The organism is Sphingobium yanoikuyae, from assembly GCF_013001025.1.
GTDB classification, from domain to species: domain Bacteria; phylum Pseudomonadota; class Alphaproteobacteria; order Sphingomonadales; family Sphingomonadaceae; genus Sphingobium; species Sphingobium yanoikuyae_A.
This window is the reverse complement of the sequence record NZ_CP053021.1, coordinates 1694995-1711418: the sequence shown is the minus strand read 5'-3', so window position 1 is coordinate 1711418 and position 16424 is coordinate 1694995. Positions and strand designations below refer to the sequence as shown.

The 16424-nt window shown below is 62.7% G+C and carries 15 protein-coding genes and 1 pseudogene; 11 read left to right on the top strand and 5 right to left on the bottom strand.

Going from position 1 to position 16424, the window contains the following annotated elements; all coding sequences use genetic code 11:
* From HH800_RS08625 to HH800_RS08575, 11 genes are all read left to right on the top strand, one after another.
* Window positions 1-1422: a bifunctional enoyl-CoA hydratase/phosphate acetyltransferase gene (locus HH800_RS08625; protein WP_010338716.1), complete on the top strand. Its 1422-nt coding sequence runs from the start codon at window positions 1-3 to the stop codon at window positions 1420-1422.
* Window positions 1419-2609 carry an acetate/propionate family kinase gene (locus HH800_RS08620; RefSeq protein ID WP_169860762.1) on the top strand — a complete coding sequence of 397 codons (1191 nt, stop codon included), beginning with the start codon at window positions 1419-1421 and terminating at the stop codon, window positions 2607-2609. The genes HH800_RS08625 and HH800_RS08620 overlap by 4 nt, the downstream gene beginning before the upstream one ends.
* Window positions 2606-3379 carry an enoyl-ACP reductase FabI gene (gene fabI, locus HH800_RS08615; RefSeq protein WP_169860761.1) on the top strand — a complete coding sequence of 258 codons (774 nt, stop codon included), beginning with the start codon at window positions 2606-2608 and terminating at the stop codon, window positions 3377-3379. Before HH800_RS08620 ends, fabI begins: the two co-directional genes overlap by 4 nt.
* Window positions 3376-4599 carry a phospholipase A gene (locus tag HH800_RS08610; protein ID WP_066856573.1) on the top strand — a complete coding sequence of 408 codons (1224 nt, stop codon included), beginning with the start codon at window positions 3376-3378 and terminating at the stop codon, window positions 4597-4599. Before fabI ends, HH800_RS08610 begins: the two co-directional genes overlap by 4 nt.
* Window positions 4596-4988: a hypothetical protein gene (locus tag HH800_RS08605; protein ID WP_010338712.1), complete on the top strand. Its 393-nt coding sequence runs from the start codon at window positions 4596-4598 to the stop codon at window positions 4986-4988. The genes HH800_RS08610 and HH800_RS08605 overlap by 4 nt, the downstream gene beginning before the upstream one ends.
* Window positions 4985-6109 carry an MlaE family ABC transporter permease gene (locus tag HH800_RS08600; protein WP_235682060.1) on the top strand — a complete coding sequence of 375 codons (1125 nt, stop codon included), beginning with the start codon at window positions 4985-4987 and terminating at the stop codon, window positions 6107-6109. The genes HH800_RS08605 and HH800_RS08600 overlap by 4 nt, the downstream gene beginning before the upstream one ends.
* The gene (locus tag HH800_RS08595; protein WP_010338710.1) at window positions 6106-6891 is read left to right on the top strand and encodes an ABC transporter ATP-binding protein; all 786 of its coding nucleotides are present in this window, start codon (window positions 6106-6108) and stop codon (window positions 6889-6891) included. The genes HH800_RS08600 and HH800_RS08595 overlap by 4 nt, the downstream gene beginning before the upstream one ends.
* Window positions 6891-7826 carry an MlaD family protein gene (locus HH800_RS08590; protein WP_010338709.1) on the top strand — a complete coding sequence of 312 codons (936 nt, stop codon included), beginning with the start codon at window positions 6891-6893 and terminating at the stop codon, window positions 7824-7826. Before HH800_RS08595 ends, HH800_RS08590 begins: the two co-directional genes overlap by 1 nt.
* Window positions 7823-8461 (top strand): ABC-type transport auxiliary lipoprotein family protein, encoded by a 639-nt coding sequence (locus tag HH800_RS08585; protein ID WP_080572854.1) that lies wholly within the window; start codon window positions 7823-7825, stop codon window positions 8459-8461. Before HH800_RS08590 ends, HH800_RS08585 begins: the two co-directional genes overlap by 4 nt.
* A gap of 153 nt (window positions 8462-8614) precedes the next feature.
* Window positions 8615-9817 carry a sodium/glutamate symporter gene (gene gltS, locus HH800_RS08580; protein WP_010338707.1) on the top strand — a complete coding sequence of 401 codons (1203 nt, stop codon included), beginning with the start codon at window positions 8615-8617 and terminating at the stop codon, window positions 9815-9817.
* A 167-nt stretch (window positions 9818-9984) separates the two neighbouring features.
* Entirely contained in the window at window positions 9985-11619 is a 1635-nt protein-coding gene (locus tag HH800_RS08575) for a Na+/H+ antiporter (protein WP_066856570.1), read from the top strand.
* Window positions 11620-11879: 260 nt separating this feature from the next.
* Here HH800_RS08575 and HH800_RS08570 read toward each other — a convergent pair whose 3' ends face one another.
* The 5 genes and pseudogenes from HH800_RS08570 to HH800_RS08560 all read right to left on the bottom strand — a co-directional run bounded on the left by HH800_RS08570 (window position 11880) and on the right by HH800_RS08560 (window position 15691).
* On the bottom strand, window positions 11880-12044 hold the full coding sequence (locus HH800_RS08570) for a hypothetical protein (protein ID WP_235682059.1): 165 nt from the start codon (window positions 12042-12044) through the stop codon (window positions 11880-11882).
* A gap of 276 nt (window positions 12045-12320) precedes the next feature.
* Window positions 12321-12455, bottom strand: coding sequence for a hypothetical protein (locus HH800_RS29345; protein WP_268932919.1), 135 nt, complete (start codon window positions 12453-12455; stop codon window positions 12321-12323).
* 210 nt (window positions 12456-12665) lie between these two features.
* A pseudogene (locus HH800_RS29585) lies at window positions 12666-12889 on the bottom strand (hypothetical protein); the annotation flags it as partial.
* 49 nt (window positions 12890-12938) lie between these two features.
* Window positions 12939-13328, bottom strand: a complete 390-nt coding sequence (cueR, locus tag HH800_RS08565) for a Cu(I)-responsive transcriptional regulator (RefSeq protein ID WP_169860760.1) — start codon at window positions 13326-13328, stop codon at window positions 12939-12941.
* On the bottom strand, window positions 13325-15691 hold the full coding sequence (locus tag HH800_RS08560; protein ID WP_084438969.1) for a heavy metal translocating P-type ATPase: 2367 nt from the start codon (window positions 15689-15691) through the stop codon (window positions 13325-13327). Before HH800_RS08560 ends, cueR begins: the two co-directional genes overlap by 4 nt.
* Between the last annotated feature and the right edge of the window lie 733 nt (window positions 15692-16424).

The following is a 16424-nucleotide window of genomic DNA, read 5'->3' as shown; positions in this document are numbered from 1 at the left end:
ATGAGCGACGAACCGATGATTGAAAACTACACCTATGACGAGATCGAGGTCGGGCAGACGGCGAGCGTCACGCGCACGCTGTGCGAACAGGATATACAGCTCTTCGCGCTTGTCTCGGGCGATGTGAACCCGGCGCACCTCGATACCAGCTATGCCGCAACCGACATATTTCACCGCGTGATCGCGCATGGCATGTGGGGCGGCGGCCTGATCTCGGCGGTGCTGGGCACCGAACTTCCGGGACCCGGCGCCATTTATCTCAACCAGTCGCTTCGCTTCACGCGGCCGGTCGGTCTGGGCGACACGATCACGACGTCGGTGACTGTCGCGGAGAAGCGCGATCACCACAATATCCTGTTCGATTGCCGCTGCGTCAATCAGGACGGCGACGACGTGATCACCGGCCAGGCCGAGGTCAGGGCACCGACCGAGAAGGTCCGCCGGCCGCGTATCGCCCTGCCCGACGTGCACCTTCGCGACCATGACGGCTATCGCCGGCTGATCGAGCGCACGGAAGGCCAGGGGGCGGTGGCTACCGCTGTGGCGCATCCATGTAGCGCGGCGGCAATTACCGCCGCAATCGAAGCCGCCGAAGCCGGATTGATCGTTCCGATCCTGATCGGTCCCGAAACCAGGGTCCGCAAGGCTGCCGAGGAAGCTGGCAAGGATATCTCGGGCTTCCAGCTGATCGACGCCGCCCACAGCCATGATGCCGCGGCCAAAGCCGTCGCGCTCATTCGCTCCGGCGAGGCGAAACTGCTGATGAAAGGATCGCTTCACACCGACGAACTCATGGGCGCGGTGGTGGCATCCGCCACCGGCCTGCGAACCGAGCGCAGGATCAGCCACGCCTATGTGATGGACGTGCCCGATCACCCGACGCCGTTGATCATCACGGACGCCGCGATCAACATCGCGCCGACGCTGGAAGGAAAAGCGGACATCATCCGCAACGCGATCGACCTCGCGCATGTCATCGGCATCGAACAACCTCGCGTCGCGATCCTCGCGGCCGTCGAGACCGTCAATCCTGCCATGCAGTCAACGCTGGACGCCGCCGCGCTGTGCAAGATGGCCGATCGCGGACAGATTACAGGCGGGGTCCTCGATGGCCCCCTCGCCTTCGACAATGCGATCAGCGAGGCCGCAGCGAAAGAAAAAGGCATTATCTCATCCGTCGCCGGCAAAGCCGAGATCCTCGTCGTGCCCAATCTGGAAGCGGGCAATATGCTCGCCAAGCAGCTCACCTTCCTCGGCGACGCCGATGCGGCCGGAGTGGTGCTGGGCGCCCGCGTGCCGATCATCCTCACCAGCCGGGCAGACAGCCTGCGCACCCGGCTCGCTTCCTGCGCGGTCGCGGTTCTGCTCGCTCGTGCCGCGACGAAGGCTGCCCCGGGGTTGCTGGAGTCGCAAGGCGCATGAAGGCAGTCGTCAGCCTCAATTCGGGATCGTCGAGTATAAAATTCTCGCTGTTCGTGCTCGAAGGCGATGGTGCGCTGCAGCTATCCGCCGGCGGCAAGATCGAGAAGATCGGCATCGCTCCGACAATGATTGTGCGTTCCGTCGAAGGCGGCGTGCTGCTCGAACGCGACTGGCAGGATGGCGCAGCGCTCACCCATGCGGACCTGCTCGCTCATTTGTTCGCCTGGGCGGCCGATCATCCGCTGAAAGGGCGCGAGATCATCGCGATCGGTCACCGGGTGGTGCATGGCGGAACCGAATTCGCGGCTCCGCGCCTGATCGATGCGGCGCTGCTCGACAAGCTGGAGGCGTTGTGCCCGCTGGCCCCGCTCCACCAACCCCACAACCTCGCGGCCATCCGCGCAATTGCAGCACTACGGCCCAACCTGCCGCAGGTGGCCTGCTTCGACACCGCTTTCCATCATGACAAGCCGGAGATCGCTTCGCGCTTCGCGATCCCCCGTGCGCTGCATGACCAGGGCATCCGCCGCTACGGGTTCCATGGCCTGTCCTACGAATATATCGCCCGGCGCCTCGCGCAAATCGATCCCGTGCTGGCCGGGGCCCGGGTGATCGCCGCGCATCTGGGCAATGGCGCGAGCCTATGCGCGATGCAGGCCGGCAAGAGCATCGACACCACCATGGGCTTCACTGCGCTCGACGGCCTGATGATGGGTACGCGCTGCGGCAGCATCGATCCAGGTGTCGTCCTCCACCTCCAGACCCAGCTTGGCATGAGCCCGGCTGAGATCGAGGATCTATTCTACAAGAAATCCGGGCTGCTCGGTGTCTCGGGTATTTCCAGCGATATGCGCACGCTCGCGGCCAGCAAGGCGCCTGAAGCGACCGAAGCGATCGACTTGTTCGCCTGGCGTGTCGCCCGCGAAATCGCTGCCCTCGCCGCCTCGCTCGGCGGGATCGACGGTCTCATCTTTACGGCCGGGATCGGCGAGAATGACGCCGATATCCGCAGCAATATCTGCCGCCGGCTCGCATGGCTCGGCGTGCAGATCGATGAATTGGCAAATGCGGGCAATGGCCCCCGGATCAGCATGCCAGACAGTCCGGTCGCCGTGCTGGTCATTCCAACCGATGAGGAACGTATGATCGCTCACCATAGCCTCAATGTCATCGGCACCGGCGTATGAGCCCGCTCGTCGATCTCACCGGCAAGCGCGGCCTCGTCGTCGGCATCGCCAATGACAAGAGCATCGCGGCCGGGTGCGCCAATGCGTTCGTGCGATGTGGCGCCAGACTCGCGGCGACCTATCTGAACGAAAAGGGCAAGGCCTGGGTCGAACCGGTCGCCGAGCAGCTGGGCGTGGAATGGATGGCCCCTTGCGATGTGCGCTTGCCGGGCCAACTCGAAACGCTGTTCGCGCAGGTCAAAGAACAATGGGGCGGCCTCGACTTCCTGCTGCACTCGATCGCCTTCGCGCCCAAGGAGGATTTGCACGGCCGGGTGGTCGATAGCTCGGCCGAAGGTTTTGCCATGGCGATGGACGTGTCCTGCCACAGCTTCCTGCGAATGGCCAAGCTCGCCGAGCCACTGATGAGCGAGGGAGGCTGCCTGCTTTGCGTCACCTTTTACGGCTCTGAGCGTGTGGTTGAGCATTATAATCTGATGGGGCCGGTGAAGGCGGCGCTGGAAAGCGCCACTCGCTATGTTGCCGCCGAGCTGGCTCCCAAAGGCATCCGCGCCCATGCCATTTCGCCTGGTCCTATCGCGACGCGCGCCGCCAGCGGCATCGACCGGTTCGACGAACTGCTCGCCCGCGCAGCAGCCGAAATACCAGGGCATCAGCCGGTCGACATCGAGGATGTCGGGGCGCTGGCGGCCTTTCTGGTCAGTGACGCGGCGAAGCGGATCACCGGCACGATCATCCCCGTCGATAGCGGCCAGCATCTACGCGCATGATGGGGCGCTCCCTCCCTTGGCTGCTGGCGGGCGCTGCCACCGCTCTGGCACCGGCTGCACATGCAACCTCTCCGGTGGAAATCCTGATCGGCGACGCGGGACAGCGAGATGCCGATGGGGCAGTGCTGGTCGAAGTGCGCTTTCTCAATGGAGGAACCGAACCGCAGACGGTCCCCCTGCCCGACCGGATCGAAGCGCAGCTTACAGCCAACGGCGCACGCCGTACCCTCTGGCTGGAGCGGACGGCGGACATGCCGGCCGATCTGATTGTCCCGCCCGATGGTTTCAGGCGCGCCCGCTATCGCCTGCCGGATGCGGACGAACTTCCGCTGGATGGCGCGGTCTTTTCCATACCGGCCTGGAGCGCGCAGCAGACCGCCATCGCCTTGCGGCCCGCGCCGATGACGCAATCGGCGCAGGCCGAACTCGCCCCCGCGCAGGCTGCAGCCCGCGCAGCATCCGAGCCGGCGGCGCCCCCATCGGACCGATCGGCGGGCAATCCTTTTCTCGCCAACCTTTCCGCCTATGAGCCGATCTATGCCGTCTATGGCCCCGGCACGAACAGCGAGGCGCGGATCCAGATCAGCTTCAAATATCAATTGTTCGGCACAAGGCGCGCCGAGGGCCTACCGCGTTCCTGGCGTGATGGTCTCCATTTCGCCTTCTCGCAGCGCATGTTCTGGGACCTGGGCGGCGACTCCTCCCCGTTTCGGAATATCGATTATCAGCCCGAGCTGTTCTACCTGACACCGTCGGCGACGCTGTCGAGCGGCGTTTCGCTCAGCGCGCAGGGCGGCATCCGCCACGAATCCAACGGCCGCGACGGGACAGCCTCACGCAGCATCAATAGTGTCTATATCGCGCCGATGGCGGCGATCCCACTGGGGGGCGGCTATCGTTTCTCGGTCGCGCCTCGCCTGTCGCTGTTTGTCGGCGACAAGTCCGACAATCCCGATATCCGCCGGTATCGCGGCAATACCGCTCTGTTTATGGAGGTCGGGGAGGATAAAGGATTGCGCCTCTCCACCTCCACCCGGTTTAATTTCGGCAGCGGCAAGGGTGCCTTCAGCGCCGATATCTCCTATCCCCTCCCCCGCCTGCTGGGTGGCGGACCAGACTTCTATCTCTTCGGCCAGAGCTTTGTCGGTTATGGCGAAAATCTGCTCGACTATGATCGGCGGATGACCCGCTTCCGGATCGGCGTGGCGCTCGTGCGATGAACGAGCAATCCGTCAGCCCGGCCGCGGTCGCCCTATATCCCTATGATCTGGACGGCGAGCGAAGGGAACACATTGCCGAGCGCGATGGCGACAAGATTTGGAACGTGGTCTGCGACCATGCGCCCAACATGAACGACAAGCCAATCGACCGCTATATCGAGCCGCCGCTCGAGATCGAGCGCCTGACCGGGCTGTTTCAAGGCGATGGGACCCATCTCGAGTTTGGCATGGCCCAGATGTTTACGTTCCGGCCGCCGCCAGAGATTTCGGGCAATAAGGGTCCGGTGGACGGCACCTGCCTCACGGGCGCCAGCACCGACCCGGGCGGAGGCGTCTGGAGTGCCGGCGGGCGTGGTGCTGCCAAGGTCATGCTGAAGGTGCTGCGATGAGCGCCGGATCCATGACCTTGGCACAATATAGCCTTGAGGACCCCGAGGATGGGGTTGCGCTACATCTCCAGGGCGACTGGACCGCATTAGCCCTGGGTGATGCGTCGCGCCGCCTCGATGTGGATCTCGACGGGCGCAAGGCCAGGACGGTGGATATCACGGCGCTTGGCCGCCTCGACACGGCCGGGGCCCTGGTTCTGCTGCGGGCCATGGAAGAGAACGCGACTGTCGCCGGCGGTGAGCGCGAGGACTTCGCGCAATTGACGACGCTGGTACGGCCCGCACTCGAGCAACCATCACCCGAAAAGGTGCGCCGCACCGGTCTGCCGGCCTTCTTCCACCGGTTCGGGCGGCAAATCGTCGGGATTGCGCGCGATGGCTACGAAATGCTCGTGTTCACCGGCGAAATGATGACAGCGCTCGGGCGCAGCCTCATCCACCCGTCGCGCCTGCGCGTGACGCCGCTGGTCGCGACGATGCAGGAGGCCGGGATCAACTCGCTTCCCATCGTCTTCATGATGACCTTCTTCATCGGCGCCGTAATTGCCCTGGTCGGCACCAATCTTCTGACGACGCTCGGAGTCGGGGTCTTCACCGTGCAACTGGTCGGTGTGGCGATCCTTCGCGAATTCGGTGTGGTCATCGCCGCCATCCTGCTTGCCGGTCGATCCGCCTCGTCGTTCGCCGCCCAGATCGGCTCGATGCGGATGAACCAGGAAACCGATGCGATGCAGGTCATGGGGGTCGACCGGTTCGACGCGCTGGTCGTGCCCCGCATTCTCGCCGCCTTGCTGATGATACCGCTGATGACTTTTGCCGCCGATATCGGCGGCATCATTGGTGGTCTGCTGGTCAGTTGGGTGACGATGGATATCCATCCGATCTTCTTCGTGCAGCGCATGCTCGATACGGTCAGCATTACCCACTTCTGGATCGGCATGAGCAAGGCCCCGTTCCTGGCGCTGGTGATCGCCGCCGCTGGTTGCCGACATGGCCTGATGGTCGGCGGCGACGTCCAGAGCCTTGGGCGGCAGGTCACGTCCGCCGTGGTGCAGTCGGTATTCCTCGTCATCATGTTCGATGCGATCTTCGCGGTGATTTTCATGGCGCTCGATCTGTGAGCCGCCCGGGCACCGAACCGGAGACGCCGCCGATCCGCGTGACGGGGCTCCACACTGCCTTTGGAGATAAGGTCATCCACGAAGGTCTGCACCTTGAGGTCCGACCTGGCGAGATTCTGGGTGTCGTGGGCGGTTCAGGCTCAGGAAAATCTGTTCTGCTCAACTCGATTCTCGGCCTTAGGCAACCCGATGGCGGCTCGGTCGAGCTCTTCGGCCGCGACATCGGCGAGCCATCCGCGCTTTCCGAGGCGGAACGGCGCATCGGCGTAATGTTCCAGCAGGGTGCGCTTTTCTCGTTCCTGACCGTCCAGGAAAATGTCGAAGCGCCGTTCCTGGAGCATAGCAGGCTGCCCCCGCAACTTATCGGGGACCTTGCCAGGCTCAAGATCAAGCTCGCCGGTCTGCCCGACAATGCCGGTGCGCTGCGCCCATCGGAATTGTCGGGCGGCATGCGCAAGCGCGCTGGCGTAGCCCGCGCGATCGCGCTCGATCCAGACATCCTGTTTCTCGACGAACCCACAGCTGGCCTAGACCCGATCGGCGCCAGCGAGTTCGACGATCTCATCCGCAGCTTGCGCGATGCGCTCGGCCTTACCGTGTTCATGATCACCCATGATCTCGACACGCTTTACGCCATCTGTGACCGAGTCGCTGTAATTGCCGACCGCAAGGTCGTCGCCGTGGCCCCGGTCGCCGAACTCGAAAAGTCGGACCACCCCTGGATCAAAAGCTATTTCCTGGGGCCGCGCGGACGCGCCGCCGCCGGGGCGAAGGACCGCTGATGGAACGCCATGCCAATTATGCCCTCGTCGGGATCATCTCGATCATTCTCCTGATCGCCGGACTCGTATTCGTGGTGTGGCTTGGCGGCACGCGGTTCGGGCAGGAAAATGATGAGTATCGCGTTATTTTCCGCGGGCCCGTACGCGGGCTCAGTGTCGGCGGCGAAGTCCAGTTCAACGGCATCAAGATGGGCCAGATCCAGCGGATCACACTCGACGAGAACGACCCCAACCGGGTCCTGACTGATATAGAGATCACGCACAAGACACCGGTGCGGATCGATTCGGTCGCCTCGACCGAAACGCAGGGCATATCGGGTGTGAGCGTCGTGCAGATCAGCGCCGGGACACCGAGCAAGGAACTGCTTCGGAGGGCCAATCGGGGCAGGCGTCCAGTCATTTCCAGCAAACCCAATGCCCTGTCATCGCTCCTTCAAGGCGGCGGCCAGATGGTGGAGAGCGCGACATCGGCGCTGCAACGGGTCAACAAGGCTTTGTCGGATCAGAACATCCAGAATCTCGGCGCCACTCTTCGCGATATCCGGCTGACCACCGGGGCGATCGCCGACAACCGGGCGATGTTCGCCAATGCGGCGTCCGCGCTCGGTAAGCTGGATCGGGCAGCCGAGGATATCCAGCATGCGGCCGCCTCGGTGCGTGACATCGCCGACACCGATGGCCGCAAGGCCTTTGCCGACATCTCGGACACGGCGGCCGAACTCAAACTCGCTATCGGCGAGGCGCGCGGCGCTTTGGCCAACGTCAACAAGCAAAGCGCGACGATCGGCGCGACAACATTGCCGGCAATCAACGCCAGTATGAGCAGCCTGCGTGAAACTGCCGATTCACTCGACGGGCTGATCCGCCAGATCCGTCAGAATCCCCGGCAGGCCTTGGGTAAAGACAGCGGTCTGGAACTGGAGCTCCCCGAATGACTCTCGTTAAGCCTTACAGATACCTTCTGACCGTTTCCGCGCTGCTCCTGCTTGGTGGCTGCGGCGGCCTTTTAGGGAGCAGCGGCAAGCGCGACACCTTGTTTCGCTTCGGGATTGCCGAACAAAATAACGCGACGGTCGCGGAACGCCCTGCCGCGGGCCGACCGCTCACCCTGGCCCGTATCCGCTTCGCGCCCGAGATCGAGGGCGACCGCATATTGACCGCCCGTGGCTCCAGCGTTTTGTACGTCAAAGACGCACGCTGGGTCGCACCGGCACCGGATTTGTTCGCCCAGGCCATGACCCGCCAGTTCGATCAGCGGGCTTCCAATATCCGGATGGTATCCTGGCGGGGCGGGGGCGCCGGAGCGGTCGCGCTCCAACTGAACCTCGACCGCTTCGAGGCCCGTTATGCGCCCGAAAGCGACAAGCAAAGTCCACCGACGATCCTCATATCGGGCGATGCCACCCTCACCGCGCTAACCGATCGGCAGATGAAGGCTTCTCACCGCTTCCTTGAAGAAGAACCCGCCCGCCAAAACAGCAAGGCCGAAATCGCGGCGGCATTCGATCGTGCGACAGCGCGCTTCACGGCCGCCGTGGTCGACTGGACGAGCCAGACGCTAACAGACTAGTCGGTTCCACTCGAATGCATCAGATCGGCTGCTCCAGTTCTTTGTTTTGCCGCATTTTCTTCGACGGCAGGCTTTCTACCTGCTGACCGAGAAGACTCTCTGGCCGGCCCCACAAGCCAAAGCAGGGTGAATGATAATCGATGAAAATGAACGATGATGCTGTACATTGATGCCCTGACCACCTCGACCATTGCGATCCTTTTGCTATTCGCGGGAAAGGCCCTCGTCAGCCGTTTCGATCTTTTCAAGCGCTACAGCATTCCCGAACCGGTCATAGGGGGAATAGTCTGCGCTGCTGTGGTCAGCGGCATTTATCTTCTGCACGGCAGCAAGATAGAGTTTGACATCGGTATCCGCGACACCTTGCTGCTCTATTTCTTCGCAGCCATCGGGCTCAATTCCGACGTCCGGACGATCCGAAGCGGCGGATGGGCGCTCATAATCCTCACCGCGCTCGCAAGTCTCTTCATTTTGCTGCAGAATTTGCTTGCCATGACGATCGCCAGCGCGTTCGGTCTGGATCCGCGCGCCGGACTGATGGTCGGGTCGATTTCGTTGACCGGCGGGATCGGCACTACGCTGGCTTGGGCACCGCATTTCGTGGAAACGCTGGGGATCGCCAACGCCGCGGAAATCGGAACAGCGGGCAATATGTTCGGCCTGATAGCCGCCTGCCTGATCGGTGGCCCTGTAGCCGGCTATCTCATTCGCGCACGCAATATCCCAGTTTCAGGGGCCTCTATGCTCGAGATCGGTACGCTGCACGAGCCGCAGCGGACGCTCCTCGACTATTATGGTGCCCTCCTCGCGCTCTTCTGGCTCAATGTCACGCTCCTGCTTGGTCAATCCTTGACTTTGGCAATCAAGAGCAGTGGCCTCAATCTTCCTGATTTTGTCGGCTGCCTCCTGGCGGGCATTATCCTTCGCGGCGTCACCCCTCATCTAACCACGCGAAAACGCAGGTTATGGGATTGGCCACGCATGCAACGCGGCGTCGCGTTGATCTCTGAGATCAGCCTGGGCATCTTCATCACCATGGCATTGATGAGCCTGCAGCTATGGGCTCTCGATGGCATGGTCGCATTTCTCGCCGTTGCCCTGTGCTTGCAGATAACAATGGCCATCGCTTTCATGATCTTCATTCTCTTCCCCTGCCTTGGGCGCGACTATGAAGCAGCCGTCATGAGCGCAGGGTTCGGGGGAATAGGGCTTGGATCGACCGCGACAGCGATTGCGAATATGAGCGCCGTCACACGGCAATATGGTGCGGCACCCAAGGCTTTTATCGTCGTGCCCCTGGTCTGCGGCTTCTTCATCGATCTCGCCAATGCCATCCTGGTGGGCATCATGATCTAAAAACACACACAATCATCATCATGTGAGCGTTCACTCCAGGTCAAACGTCGCGAAAAACATCAAGGGGCTGGCGGCTGACCGGGATATCGCAAAAAATGGCACGAACTTCCCATTCCTGGGCAGTCCTAGGCGGCCGTCTGATCCAGCCCCAAATGTGAGGAAGACTATTGGAAACCATCACGATCATCCTGCTGCTGCTGCTTGCCGTCATCCTGAGCGGCATTTTCTCGCGCATGGTTCCCCTGCCCCTGCCACGACCTCTGTTTCAGATCGCCCTGGGCGCAATGATCGGGCTGGCCGCTGACTGGCGCGTCACGCTCGATCCGGAGATTTTCTTTCTCCTGCTCCTGCCGCCGTTGCTGTTCCTCGATGGCTGGCGCATTCCCCGCGAAGAGCTGTTCAAGGACGGCAAGACCATCGTCGAGCTCGCCCTTGGCCTGGTCGTCGCTACGGTCGTCGGCATGGGCTTTTTCATCCACTGGATGGTCCCGGCGATGCCGTTGGCTGTCGCGTTCGGTCTCGCCGCCGTCGTCTCCCCCACCGACCCGATCGCGGTGTCCGCGATCGCCCAGCGCGTCTCCATCCCCAAGCGCATGATGCATATTCTCGAAGGGGAATCGCTCTTGAACGATGCCTCCGGACTCGTCTGCCTGCGCTTTGCAATCGCCGCAGCGTTAACCGGAGCATTCTCAGTCCAGGACGCAGCGCTCAATTTCCTGTGGGTCGCGTTCGGGGGCATCGCGATCGGTGCCGGCTTCACCTGGATTGTGTCGCGCGCGAAAAGCTGGGTCTCACGGCATTATGGAGAGGAGGGCGGCGCGCAGATTCTCATAAGCCTGCTCATCCCATTTGGCGCCTATCTCCTTGCCGAGCATCTCCATTGCTCCGGCATTCTGGCCGCAGTCGCCGCCGGCCTCACCATGGGCTTTGTCGAAAGCACTGGCGAACTGGAGGGCTCCACACGCATACGCCGCAACACAGTGTGGGATATGATCCAGTTCAGCGCCAACGGGGTCATCTTCGTGCTGCTCGGCGAGCAGCTGCCCGCCATTCTCGCCAGCTCGGCCGAAACCGTTCGCGCGACCGGCCATCAGGAACCTTGGTGGCTGGCAATATATGTCATCGCAATCAACCTTGGGCTCGCCGCCCTTCGCTTCCTGTGGGTCTGGGCATCCCTTCGTCTCACCTTCTTTCGCGAAGGGGACTGGCGTTCCACGCCCAATTGGCGGATCGTCGCCGCGATCTCCTTTGCCGGCGTTCGCGGCGCCATCACGCTCGCCGGTGTCTTGACACTGCCTCTGGCAATGAACGATGGCTCGCCCTTTCCGGCAAGAGATCTGGCTATTTTTCTGGCGATGGGCGTCATCATCGTGTCGTTGCTAGCTGCCAGCCTGGGGCTACCCCTTCTGCTCAAAGGTCTCGAGATGCCGGCCGAACATGACCATAAGGCGGCCGAGGATGCGGCCCGCGTCAAGGCGGCAGAAGCTGCGATCGCGGAGATCGAGAAGGTCCAGCATGCGCTGGCAGAGGGCCGAAGCGACGCGGATCTCTATGTCTCGACCGCATCCCGCATTATGGATGGTTACCGGCAAAGGATCGAGAGCCGGGTTGGTAGCCCGGAAAACAATGCGCTGGGGCGGCGAGCAGAAGAGATTGAGCGCCGCCTTCGTCTGGCAGCGCTGAAGGCCGAACGCGCGCAAATTTTCCGGATGGTGCGCAAGCGCGAACTGGACAGCGAGCCCGCACGCAAGCTTATCCGAGAGCTTGATCTGCTCGAAGCACGCTATACCGTCGCGGCTTAACCCAGGAGAAAAGCGATCAGAGAGGTTGGCAAGCTGTACCGGCTTGAAGGCGTACTTGCCGGCAATGGTCATGGACTCGCATTCAGGCGCCCCTACCAGCCGGGGTCCGGCAGTGCGAAGGCGCCCATCATTGATGACATTCCCCAGTGAGCCCGAGCACCCGACCGTTCAATGCCGATTTCATCAGCCACTTGGAAAAGGGTCATTTGCTCAAGCGCGTGAGCCTTCGCAAGCGCTCCGGATATGTGATCGTTGCGTTGCTACTGCCGCGTGCGACGTGGCCAGAGGCGAAAGGCCGGTACGTAGATAGCAATGCAGCATGAAAGCGCGATGAACACCAGCGCGATTACCATCGCCACCACCCAGTATCGGGGGTCCTCTTTAGAGACGAACCATCCGGCGATCAGCGCCGGCACAAACAGCATTATCCTCGCGAGCCACGCCATATTCCGACCTTCATCGTAAGAGAGCAACTGCCATCACTCCCGACCGTCGTGATGCCATAGCGCCTTCATTACGATTATCTGTCCCGACACATAGCAAGTATACGTAACAGTACCAATCACGGTCGGGGGAAGGCGCATGTTCCAGTCTCCCCCGTCGCCGTTACTGCTGAAGCGCAATCAGATGTCGTCAAAGGCTCGCATGGACCGTACTTGGGATCCGGACACGTGCGCGTAACGCCAATGCGTCGAACTATCTCAGCTTTCGCGGCAACTCTTCTCGCCTTCCAGCACGACAAAAAGCGGCAAGCCGAGGCCGGTGATCTCGGCGCCAACAGGCATGTTTATGACCATTGCCCGGACTGTCTGGGCATCGCCCCATGCCCAGAGCATGCAAAAAGTCGCCGAGGACAAGGCCCACCTACAAGCCGGACGCGAGCAGAATCAGTTATAAAAGAAAATGGACAGCAGCGGCGCATTGGCCGCGCGTGGCCGCCGCACCATGATGCTGACCCCGATGGCTCAAATACGAGCACGAAACGCAGGATCGCTATCAAGCGGTCAGTCGAGACCACATAAGCAATGTGCGAGTTGGGCCAGTTAGCGGATACGCAACAGCGTCGTAACCGCCGGATCGAAATGGATGCAGCGTATCGCGGGCGCTCCCGCTTCGGCTGGCACCACATGGCCTGTTCGACGCCCGGGCGTCTTTCGAGCGAGCCGATGAGCCTGTCGACACAAGCATCTGCCGCGTCCGGCACGTCAGGGAGAAGAACGGGAATGTCGAGACGGAGTTTTGGATCATGGCTTGTACCTTCGCGGTGCAAGATCTCATAGTGAAGTCGGAAGCGCCCTTCAGGAAGGCAGCTGCGACGATCAACCCTCAGCCAGTCGATCGATGATCGGGCAATCCGACCGTTCGTCTCCGGTACAGCTGTTGGCTAGTTCCATCAGCGCCCGGCGCATACCGTCCAGCGCAGCCGCCTTGCGGCCAAGCTCGTCGGCTCGGGAAAGTGCCAGCGCCTTCACCTCAGCGCTCGATCGGCAACGGTCCTGCCAGAGGTCCAGAAGCGAACGGATTTCCTCGATCGGGAAACCAAGGTCGCGCGCGTTTGCGACGAACCGGAGGCGGTGAACATCGGCGTCCGAATAGTCCCGATAGCCGCTGCCGCGCCTTGACGGTGTCGGGATCAGCGTGATCTTCTCATAGTGGCGGATCATACGCTGCGACACGCTGCTTGCAGCGGCGGCCTGACCGATATTCATGGCTTGCGCGCTTCCAGTCGTACAGCGTTCAAGCGGAGCGCGTTGACGACGACGGTGAATGACGACAGCGCCATCGCGGCCCCTGCGAACATGGGCGACAGCAGGATGCCGGTCACCGGATAGAGCACACCCGCCGCAATAGGTATGCCCACGCCGTTGAACAGGAAGGAGAAGAACAGGTTCTGCCGTATGTTGGCCATAGTGGCACGCGCTAGCCGCCGCGCACGTACCATCGCCGAAAGGTCGCCCTTTGTGAGCGTCAGCCCAGCACTCTCGATCGCCACGTCCGTCCCCGTTCCCATCGCCACGCCGACATCGGCGGCCGCGAGCGCCGGGGCATCGTTGATACCGTCGCCCGCCATAGCGACCCGAGCGCCGTTCGCCTTGAGGTCGACGACGATCCGCGCCTTGTCCTCCGGCTTGAGATCGGAATGGACCTCGTCGATCCCGCCGATCGCCCGAGCGACGGCCTCTGCCGTGCCGCGGCTGTCGCCGGTCAGCATGACGATGCGCAGCCCCTCGGCGTGAAGCGCAGCGATCGCGCCGCGCGATGACGCCTTGACAGGGTCGGCGACGGCGATCAGCCCGGCCGCTTCACCATCAACGGCAACCAGCATGACGCCGCCGCCTTCAGCGCGATGCCGCGAGGCCGATGCCTCTAGCGCTGTGGCATCCGCTCCGGCACTCCGCATCTGCGCGGCATTGCCGATCACGACCCTCCGACCGTCGACCCGGCCGCTTATGCCCATGCCGGTCTGCGAGTCGAAGTCCTCGACCGCCGAGACGGTCAGCCCGCGTTCTCTGGCGCCGGTAACAATCGCGACCGCCAGCGGATGCTCGGAGCGAGCCTCGACCGCTGCCGCCAGCGCCAGCACCCGATCAGCGTTGAACCCTTCAGTTGGCTCGACCGCCACGAGCTTGGGCTTGCCTTCGGTCAGCGTCCCGGTCTTGTCGATCACCAGTGTATCGACCTTGTCGAGCGCCTGCAGCGCCTCGGCATTCTTGACGAGCACGCCGGCCTGAGCCCCGCGTCCCGTCCCGACCATGATCGACATCGGTGTGGCAAGCCCGAGCGCGCACGGACAGGCGATGATCAGGACCGCGATGGCGTTGAGCAAGGCATGGCCGAAGCGCGGCTCGGGGCCGACAAGGTTCCAGACGGCAAAGGTCAGCAGTGCGATCAGCACCACCAACGGCACGAACCAGCCGGAAATACGATCCGCCACGGCCTGGATCGGCGCACGGCTGCGCTGCGCCTCCGCGACCATCGCGACGATGCGCGCCAGCATCGTGTCGGCGCCAACCGCCTGCGCCTCAATGACCAGGCTACCAGTGCCGTTGACGGTGCCGCCGGTAAGCGCGGCGCCCGGCACCTTGAGCACCGGCGCCGGCTCGCCGGTCAGCATCGACTCGTCGACCGACGAGCGGCCGTCGATCACGGTCCCGTCGACCGGGACCGCCTCGCCGGGACGCACGCGCAGACGATCGCCGGCCGTGACCTTGCCGAGATCGACTTCCTGCTCCTCGCCGTCCGGACCGATCCGCCGCGCGGTCTTGGGCGCAAGGTTCAGGAGAGCGCGGATCGCACGTCCGGTCGCGGCGCGCGCGCGCAGTTCCAGCACCTGCCCGAGTAGCACCAGCGCAACGACCACGCCGGCCGCCTCGTAATAGACGGGCACCATGGCGCCATGGTCGCGGAAGCTTGCCGGAAACACCCCGGGCGCGACTGTCGCCACCACGCTGTAGAGGAAGGCCGCGCCGACCCCGATCGCGATCAGCGTAAACATGTTATAGTGGCGCGACTTGAGCGACGCCCAGCCTCGCTCGAAAAACGGCCAGCCTGCCCACAGCACGATCGGCGCAGTCAGCGCGAATTGCACCCAGGGCGACCAGCGCATCGGCACGAGGTGCAGACCCGCCATCTCGGCGCCCATCGAAATCAGCAGCAGGGGCACGGCAAGCATCGCGCTCACCCAGAAGCGGCGAGTGAAATCGACCAGTTCCGGGTTTGCTCCCTCGTCGGCGCTCGGCTCCGCCGGCTCCAGCGCCATGCCGCAAATCGGGCAGATGCCCGGGCTAGGGCGCCGGATCTCGGGATGCATCGGGCAAGTCCACACCGATAGCGAGGACGGGGGCGCTGCCGTTAAAGTATCGGCCTCGCCATTTGTGAACCTGGCCGGATCTACGACGAACTTTGCACGGCAGCCGACGCTGCAGAAGTGATATGTCACACCGCCATGCTCGGCATGATGCGCGCTCGTCGCCGGATCTACCGTCATCCCGCACACGGGGTCCTTGATGGCGGCGGGCGCAGTGGACGGTTTCGAACAGCAATGGCCGCCATGTGCATGAGGATCGTTCATCGTCTTGCTCCTTCGCACTGGCAGATAGGGTCTGACATCATGTCAGGGTCAAGGTCTTTCGACTTTGACCGGTATCAAGGCGCTGAGACCGCTCGACCCTGACATGATGTCAAGCGACAGGCCCGCCCTGACTCGCGCTGTTGCGATGGAAATTGGACAGGTGAGACACGTCGATCGACCGTCGTGGCGTGTTGCGCGGTGCTGCGGTCGTCGGCCGCGGCACGCCTGGCCTGGCACCGCTGCCGGCGCTCGCGGGTGAGACATTACCCTCACCATCGCTCGGCAGATATCGGAAGCGGGGCGGCGATTGTCGGAGCCGTCGTGCTCGCGCGCGATCGACGGCTCCGCATTTTGAATGCATTACCAGTGAGTCCAGAGCAAACAACTGTGCCTACCCGCCGAAGTTGGATCACAGGGATGCACTGGATACGTATTGTTCCCGATAGCCCGAATATATCCGTCTTATAACTTGGTTGCGACCTGCTATCGAGGAGCCGGAAAATGCAATTTCTCAATCGCCTGCGCGGCAACGTGGATGTGGCTTTCCTGACTGCTCTGACCTTCGGACTTTTGGCTTTGATTCTCTGGATGATTGACGCAAAGCTTCCATGACGGGACTGGCTCAATGCCAGTCAGCGATGTTTTGCCAGTCCAGTCGTTTTAAAATCCCAGGTCCATCATGCCAGTTCGCGCTCCAATCGCCTGATCTCGGCATTCTTGGTTACATCGTCTG